The organism is Runella sp. R0.1_18, from assembly GCF_057652155.1.
In genome coordinates this window covers 1-6,034 of sequence record NZ_JBYFCK010000048.1, presented here as the reverse complement: position 1 = coordinate 6,034, position 6,034 = coordinate 1, and the positions used below count along the sequence as shown (strand labels likewise).

Below are 6,034 nucleotides of genomic sequence, written 5' to 3'. Positions count from 1 at the left end.
TTGAACGTAGAACACTACATTACAAATAGTTAACTCAATATCGTGGAACATTACCCCCGTTTATTTAATAAAGGCCATATTTTGCGATAGTAACTGATCTTCATGCCTCGCTCTCTGACCCTGTCGGTGACTGTGTGCACAACTGATCCCTGTACTGTGAACGGAGCCCTTCCATTGTAGCTATTGCCAAATATGATTGACTTGAATAGCTCGTCCTTGTGCTCTCCAACATAGAAACTTGTTGAAGGAAGATAGACGTTAATTGAGAACTCTCCACGTACGTTGTGATTGATACTTACTTCATGTTCACCAATTACTGCGTTTACTGTGTCATATATGAGCCTGTTAGGTATAACAGTGTAACTGTTGCCCTGTATGCCATAAATGGTGTCATTATTGCCAATTATTGCGTTCTGCCTGTCAGAAGCATTGTTCTTGTAATGAGGCAATAATTTTGTAATTGGTACTATCTCAACTGGATACAATACAGCATCCCATGCGGATGTCTTTTGCAATGATACTTTTGACTTTGCCATTGTTTTTTTGTTTTGGTTTGCTGTATATAAATATATAATTATATATTATTGTCAAATAAAAAAGGCTGATAATCAGCCTACAATTTGCAATGCTCTTTGATGTACCTTGCACAATCCTCAATACTACGGGGAGACAATCATTTATATTTCATCCTTCTGAATATCGAATGCCTAGTGTGTCAAGTAAGCTTTGATATTAGTTCGCCTATCACATATGATGTTGTGATAGGACCAGGGTTAGCCTTTCAGCGTTTTTTGTTTTCTGATTTTTTCATTCGCGCAAAGTAAGAAATAAATAAAATTATCGTACAAAATTAAAGTCAGCACGTGTGTATTTTCAGTGTTCATCTCTGTTTGCACTATCTATGATTTCTTCTTCTAGTTCGTATCTTGCATCCATGTCATCAAGAAAGAACTCAAAACAGTCTTCAATATCCAATGTTTCGTCTGAGTTCTCATTGCACTCATCACAAAAAGTTTCTCTATTGTCATCATTCCGCAAGCTAACACGTGAAATGATTGTTTCTGATGGATCGTATGTGCCTTGAGGCCTCTTACATACCTGTACTTCATTTTCTCAAACCTTGATAATTTCAATGCGTGAATAATATTCATCAGCGAAATAAATTTTTTCCATTAGGTCTCTCATTTGAATAGTAAACATTAGTAGTATTGCGTAAAAAATAAATATTGGGTACTCATTACTTGAGTGTTATCAGTATAATCATTTATTTTTATTTTTCAAGTGATTTTTACACAATTGACGTCAATTGTTACAATAAATCTAATAAAGGCAGTTGGAAACTAGTGTTTTGATTATAAGTACAATTTGACATATATATTTATATAATTATATAATATCAGCAAAATAAAAAAGCCCTATTAAGGCTTCCTTTGTGGATTGCTTAATAGAGCCGTGATGTTCTTTAGCTCTTGAAGTATCTCCTGTCAAATTGTACTTGCCGGCATATCAAATCATTTTAAGTCACCACTGCACATGACGTATAGTGCATATAGCAGGTAGTAAAAAAACTTGTTGATTCACCGAAAGATTAATTTTGTCATGATAATAGCGTTTAAGAAATAAAGACGCATCAATTTTACAACGAAATATTGATATTTCAAAACTCGGGTAGGGGAGCGAAGGTCCAATATTCCCCTATGCGATACACCGACAGTTTTTTTACTTCCAGCATGTATTTGATAAACAATTGTTCGTCATTCGTAGTCTCCTGATAAATCTCATATCCCAACCCTGACCGTGCTGCATCCTGAATAATCTTATCATTCTCATCAAAGAATATCTTTTTTATGCTCGGATTTGCCAGTACTTGACTGAATAGGTGTTGCAGATAGCTATGCTTTTGTTCATTGGTGGCGCTCACGCCCAGACCGTATATAAAAGTGGTTTTATAATCATCGAACTCACTGTTCCAATATGCTTTTATCTTCATGTGGTCGCTTTTCAGCTTCACTAAGCGATTTTCCTCTTCTAACCTCTCTTTGTACTTATGATATAGTCCGACTCCCATAGAAGGAGTTTTTGAGCCTTTTATGATGTAGGCAAACAGTGACCGTATAATGATTCCTCGTTTCTGTTCCTCCTTGGCGTAGATCAGTATATCCATTAAACGTTCGTTGGGTAATCCAAGACTATCCAAGAACTCACCGGCCTCTACTTTGTTAATTTTGGGGTCAATCTGTATCAGTAGTTGTAGCGCCTCGCTATGTCTCTCGTTTAACTCCAGTGGTAATTGAACACTCGTTGTCACTTCTCCTCGATCTGAGTCAGACATGTTGAATATTATCCTTGCTACTTCACTATTGGAGTTATTGGGAATAGCCCTTACTAACGTATAAGTAAATTTCATATCCGTTTTTTCCTCAATCTCGCTTTGGGCTTTATCCAAGATACGGCGCTTAAAATCTCCAAAAAGTTTATATTCGTGGTCTTCTATGTTCAGTACTTCCCTTAGCTCCTTGTAAGAAATATCAAACTTCTTAAACCGTCTCCAAGATTTTAGGATCATATAAATCTTGATAGAGTAAGATGATTTGAGTAACCGTGTATTTGGTAGATTGAAAGAAAAAAAGTCTCCTTCGATGACTTCAATCATGTATGGTTTTAGCTTATCGGAAACCTCAATTTCAATATATCCAACACCCTTATCATCTAGCTGGAACTCAGCTGAGGCAAAAATATTAGCAATCAAAAATCTAATCTCGCCCCGCTTATTACTAAGTGGTATATTGATTGGAATGTTCATCATTGTCTTGATGTCCTCAATCAGCCCAGTCAAAGCGTTTGTTTTGACATTTATGTTTTTGAGAAATTCCCTGATGTATAATTTCATGAACCGCTGCTCTGGGTTTGCCTTGAAATAGGCTGCAACTTCCAAAAATGCTTTTTGTTGATTTGCAGATAGCCCATATCTTGCAGTTGCGATTGGATTTCTTAGCGTAACAAGGTCTGATTTTTTTAGCATTTTTTGTTTTAATTAGCTGATATTCAGGTTTTTAGCTCAAATTTTTAGCAAAAAATAGGTTATGACATGTCAAAAATTTGTCATAACCCAAAAGTACAATTTTCAGTGAATAATTGCTAAAAAAGTTATCTTTCATTGCAAAAAATAAGGTATGACATAAATATGATGGGTCATTTCCTATTCTTGACATACTTTTATCCTAACTTAATCATACCTATTTCCTATCCACGTCTTAACACTATCCTAGATGTGTCATAACCAATACTTACAATAAACTGATAGTCAGACACTTAGTCAGGATACCAAATTGTACAAATATTTTCAAAGTTTACACAACTCATTTGAAGCTCAAACTTTTGTTTGTGTGTGTTTAATTTTTGTTTTTTTTAAATAAAAAATTGTCTTTTAGGGGTAAAGTGTTTGTAGTGGGTATGACAAAAATGTGATGGTTCTATCAAATAGCAGTCAAATAAGATTTTTGCATAGCAGAGCCATATTTTAGCCCAAAACGGATAAAGAAAACTTATGCGTCAAATAAAATCAAGAAACGATAACTAATTTTATAATATTATATATTTATATAAATATATACGTAATAATGCCTATATTTGCTTTAAATAAGCACACATAACAATGAAAGTAATCTTAATAGCAGGATCGAAAGGAGGTTCTGGAAGAAGCACGTTGGCAATAAATCTTGCATATTGCCTCGCACAGGAGTACAAGGTATGCACAAGTGACATAGATGTTCAGGGGAGCTTGACAAAGTTCAAAGACATTACACCAATTGAAGTCGTGAGTTTAGATGACGTGCTAAAAGGAAAAATAAAAGGCTTTGATGTTGCTCTCATTGACTGTCCACCTTATCTGACAAACAAATTACCAGAAATCATCAAAGCATCAGACTTTGTACTTGTACCAGTCAAAAGCGGTTTTTTTGATGCGGTCGCAGTCAAGGATACTCTTGCAATGCTCAAGGGTAAAAATCACGGAATAGTACTAACGATGGTTCAAAACAGGACCTCCATGACAAAAGAGATCATTGACATTCTCTCTGAATATGGTTCGCCGATTCTCAACCAGCAAATCAGTCAGCGCGTATCCTACGCACGTTCGCCGGTTACCGGCTCCGTCTTCAGTTCGGACGATGAAAAAGCAAAAGAGGAAATCACTTCATTAACAATTGAGATATTTTCAAAAATATAGACATCATGAGCTATCAAGAAAAAAAGAACCAACTCAAGGGGCTGATAAAGAATGCTCCTGAAACTCCTGTGCAAAGGATATCTCCCGTAAAAAAAGGCGACTGGCATCTTAATATATGGCTGGACTCAGGAACCGAAATGCGTGTAAAAACATACGCCCTCCATTCCAAGAAAAGCATTAAAGAAATCACCACGGAAGCCCTTGAGGAGTACCTATCAAAAAGGTCTTGAACAAAGTGAAAGAGTCGAACTACATTAATGTGTTAAAAGCATTGATAATCAGCGGTTGTAAAAGGATTTGAAATTCATATAAGAAATACCATAACGAACCCCACAACGAACATGGACATTAACCGTAGTTTCGAGGACTCATTGAACCCAAATAAGCGCTATGGATTGGATGACAATGGTATAAATATTGGTGTTTTTCTGCGAGGCAATGACATGGAACTTACGGAGATGTATATGAGTCGCCGTGTCAGATTATATGATAGTAAGCCAGAAGAATATAAGGATTCAGAACATTGGATCAAAAGACTTTTTACCTATAAAGAATACATCAATTGGCATGACGGAAAAAATCAAGAGCTTCTTGACGAACTCAGTAGAAGGCTATTCGGATTTAGTAGCGGATATGATAAAAGTTATCGAGGCTATTGCCAGTGCATACGAACAGTGTCGCAGATACATTGCCCGGAGGTGGCGGAATTTTTTTACAATGAGCTTTCTGTCATCATTCCTGAGGAGGCAAGAAAGAAACATACTTATATAGTAGGTTCGACGGGCTCAGGAAAAAGTACAATTATGGAACAGATGTTTATTGACGATGTCAACAACGGAAACGGTGCTGTTGTCATGATTGACCCTAAAGGAGATTTGGCAAGGAAATTGGCAAGATCTAAGATGTTTGCTCCAGGAGGTAAACACCACGACCGTCTTGTTTATATTCATCCTACGCTTTATAAAGACGTTGTCCCTAAAATTAACCCTTTTGACCAGGTGTCAGATGTACGCCTTGCGGTCAAAGAAATGAAGCAGATTCTCAAAGCAGTATTTAAAGAGATGGGCGAATCCTCCGAGTTCTCAGGAGCGATGGAATCCATGTTGGATTCTTGCTTAGTTTTAGCCTATTACTATAAGTTGAATTTGGCAGACATCTACCGTATGATGGATACAGGAAAGGCTGGCGTTGCTTCAAAGAAAGAAGCTGAGAAACTTATTAGCCTTGCTGATGGACTTCCGAGTGAGTTCGAGTTCACTAAAAACTATTTTCAATATAATTTCAATAATGTAATTCAAGGAACAAAACAGGGTATAGAATGGCGTATTGCTGCTATGATTCAGGATTACGTCTTTCAGAGAACAACATCGGGTAAATCCAAAATCCGTCTCAATGAATTGTTTGATAGGAAAATGGTGATTATTGTCAATCTTTCCAAAGGAGAGCTAGGGGCAGGAGTTTCAAGTCTATTAGGCAAATACTTTATTTCAGCTGCTCAGCTCATTGCTCAAAGACGTTCGACATTGGAACAGAAAGATAGGATACCTGTTTGGCTCCATATTGACGAATTTCAAAACTACGTTACAGAATCTGCTGAATATATGTTTACTGAGGGGAGGGGTCTTGGAATACACTTAAATGTTGCTCAGCAAACAGTCGGCCAAAAGATGGACGACCCTTTCCTAAAAATGATAATGACCAATACAAATACCAAAATCGTTGCCAGAAGTGTCCTGCTCCCCTAAGCCGCAACCGCTTTAAAGTAGAGATTTTGATTTTTGTCAATAAACTGTTGTGGGGTTAAAT

General features: G+C 36.7%; 5 protein-coding genes. 3 read left to right on the top strand and 2 right to left on the bottom strand.

What is annotated here, in order from left to right; all coding sequences use genetic code 11:
* Positions 1-50 precede the first annotated feature (50 nt).
* On the bottom strand, positions 51-536 hold the full coding sequence (locus AC23P2_RS30825; RefSeq protein ID WP_487776749.1) for a hypothetical protein: 486 nt from the start codon (positions 534-536) through the stop codon (positions 51-53).
* A 1,121-nt stretch (positions 537-1,657) separates the two neighbouring features.
* Positions 1,658-3,022, bottom strand: coding sequence for a RepB family plasmid replication initiator protein (locus tag AC23P2_RS30820; RefSeq protein WP_487776748.1), 1,365 nt, complete (start codon positions 3,020-3,022; stop codon positions 1,658-1,660).
* A gap of 633 nt (positions 3,023-3,655) precedes the next feature.
* Here AC23P2_RS30820 and AC23P2_RS30815 point away from each other — a divergent pair.
* From AC23P2_RS30815 to AC23P2_RS30805, 3 genes are all read left to right on the top strand, one after another.
* Positions 3,656-4,228: a nucleotide-binding protein gene (locus AC23P2_RS30815; RefSeq protein ID WP_487776747.1), complete on the top strand. Its 573-nt coding sequence runs from the start codon at positions 3,656-3,658 to the stop codon at positions 4,226-4,228.
* A 5-nt stretch (positions 4,229-4,233) separates the two neighbouring features.
* Positions 4,234-4,458: a hypothetical protein gene (locus AC23P2_RS30810; protein ID WP_487776746.1), complete on the top strand. Its 225-nt coding sequence runs from the start codon at positions 4,234-4,236 to the stop codon at positions 4,456-4,458.
* A gap of 111 nt (positions 4,459-4,569) precedes the next feature.
* Positions 4,570-5,973 (top strand): type IV secretory system conjugative DNA transfer family protein, encoded by a 1,404-nt coding sequence (locus AC23P2_RS30805; protein WP_487776745.1) that lies wholly within the window; start codon positions 4,570-4,572, stop codon positions 5,971-5,973.
* Positions 5,974-6,034: the final 61 nt, after the last annotated feature.

Bases quoted from the DNA above. Each gene is read 5' to 3' on its own strand.
- AC23P2_RS30810 (WP_487776746.1), top strand. From the start codon at position 4,234: ATGAGCTATCAAGAAAAAAAGAACCAACTCAAGGGGCTGATAAAGAAT.
- AC23P2_RS30815 (WP_487776747.1), top strand. From the start codon at position 3,656: ATGAAAGTAATCTTAATAGCAGGATCGAAAGGAGGTTCTGGAAGAAGC.
- AC23P2_RS30825 (WP_487776749.1), bottom strand. From the start codon at position 536: ATGGCAAAGTCAAAAGTATCATTGCAAAAGACATCCGCATGGGATGCT.
- AC23P2_RS30805 (WP_487776745.1), top strand. From the start codon at position 4,570: ATGGACATTAACCGTAGTTTCGAGGACTCATTGAACCCAAATAAGCGC.
- AC23P2_RS30820 (WP_487776748.1), bottom strand. From the start codon at position 3,022: ATGCTAAAAAAATCAGACCTTGTTACGCTAAGAAATCCAATCGCAACT.